This is a genomic window from Bacillus sp. AFS018417 (assembly GCF_002560985.1).
GTDB lineage: Bacteria > Bacillota > Bacilli > Bacillales > Bacillaceae_G > Bacillus_A > Bacillus_A rhizoplanae.
In genome coordinates this window covers 1-981 of the sequence record NZ_NTTM01000113.1, presented here as the reverse complement: position 1 = coordinate 981, position 981 = coordinate 1, and the positions used below count along the sequence as shown (strand labels likewise).

General features: G+C 48.8%; 9 tRNA genes. All 9 read right to left on the bottom strand.

The window, feature by feature from the left end:
- Nucleotides 1–23: 23 nt before the first annotated feature.
- The 9 genes from CN326_RS23625 to CN326_RS23585 all read right to left on the bottom strand — a co-directional run bounded on the left by CN326_RS23625 (nucleotide 24) and on the right by CN326_RS23585 (nucleotide 959).
- A tRNA-Gly gene (locus CN326_RS23625) sits at nucleotides 24–94 on the bottom strand.
- Nucleotide 95: 1 nt separating this feature from the next.
- Nucleotides 96–172 (bottom strand) — tRNA-Pro (locus CN326_RS23620).
- 4 nt (nucleotides 173–176) lie between these two features.
- A tRNA-Arg gene (locus CN326_RS23615) sits at nucleotides 177–253 on the bottom strand.
- Between the two features lie 84 nt (nucleotides 254–337).
- Nucleotides 338–423 (bottom strand) — tRNA-Leu (locus tag CN326_RS23610).
- 3 nt (nucleotides 424–426) lie between these two features.
- Nucleotides 427–507 (bottom strand) — tRNA-Leu (locus CN326_RS23605).
- 13 nt (nucleotides 508–520) lie between these two features.
- Nucleotides 521–596: transfer RNA gene (locus CN326_RS23600), tRNA-Lys, on the bottom strand.
- Between the two features lie 5 nt (nucleotides 597–601).
- Nucleotides 602–676 (bottom strand) — tRNA-Gln (locus CN326_RS23595).
- Between the two features lie 127 nt (nucleotides 677–803).
- Nucleotides 804–879 (bottom strand) — tRNA-Asp (locus CN326_RS23590).
- 3 nt (nucleotides 880–882) lie between these two features.
- Nucleotides 883–959 (bottom strand) — tRNA-Met (locus tag CN326_RS23585).
- Between the last annotated feature and the right edge of the window lie 22 nt (nucleotides 960–981).

Below are 981 nucleotides of genomic sequence, written 5' to 3'. Positions count from 1 at the left end.
CGTTCAGTTTTCAAAGAACTAAAAGCGGGTGAAGAGAATCGAACTCTCGACCAGAGCTTGGAAGGCTCTTGTTTTACCACTAAACTACACCCGCATGGTCGGGAAGACAGGATTCGAACCTGCGACCCCCTGGTCCCAAACCAGGTGCTCTACCAAGCTGAGCCACTTCCCGTAATTGGCGCGCCCGAGAGGACTCGAACCCCTAACCTTTTGATCCGTAGTCAAACGCTCTATCCAATTGAGCTACGGGCGCTTAATGTATGTTGTTTGTTTTTTGCGACTTTATTAATATACCATGGTGGTAAGATTAATGCAAGTATTTTTTTATTTCTTTTTTTGGTGCGGCCGAGAGGACTTGAACCTCCACGGGGTTGCCCCCACTAGGCCCTCAACCTAGCGCGTCTGCCATTCCGCCACGACCGCATATGCGGGTGAAGGGAGTCGAACCCCCACGCCAAAGGCGCCAGATCCTAAGTCTGGTGCGTCTGCCAATTCCGCCACACCCGCGAAATGAAATAAATGGTGAGCCATGAAGGACTCGAACCTTCGACCCTCTGATTAAAAGTCAGATGCTCTACCAACTGAGCTAATGGCTCTTAAATGGCTGGGCTAGCTGGATTCGAACCAGCGCATGACGGAGTCAAAGTCCGTTGCCTTACCGCTTGGCTATAGCCCATCGATTTAATCGAATAAATTAACATCTTTGAGGATATCACTTAAATTCGCTTCACAAGATTTTCTAGTGACAAAATACACTTTATCATACCCTCTAACAAAAAAATAACTTCCATTAGAAGTTTAAATGGCGGTCCCGACCGGGGTCGAACCGGCGATCTCCTGCGTGACAGGCAGGCATGTTAACCACTACACCACGGGACCATTTGGTTGCGGGGACAGGATTTGAACCTGCGACCTTCGGGTTATGAGCCCGACGAGCTACCGAACTGCTCCACCCCGCGATGATATTTATAAATTTATATG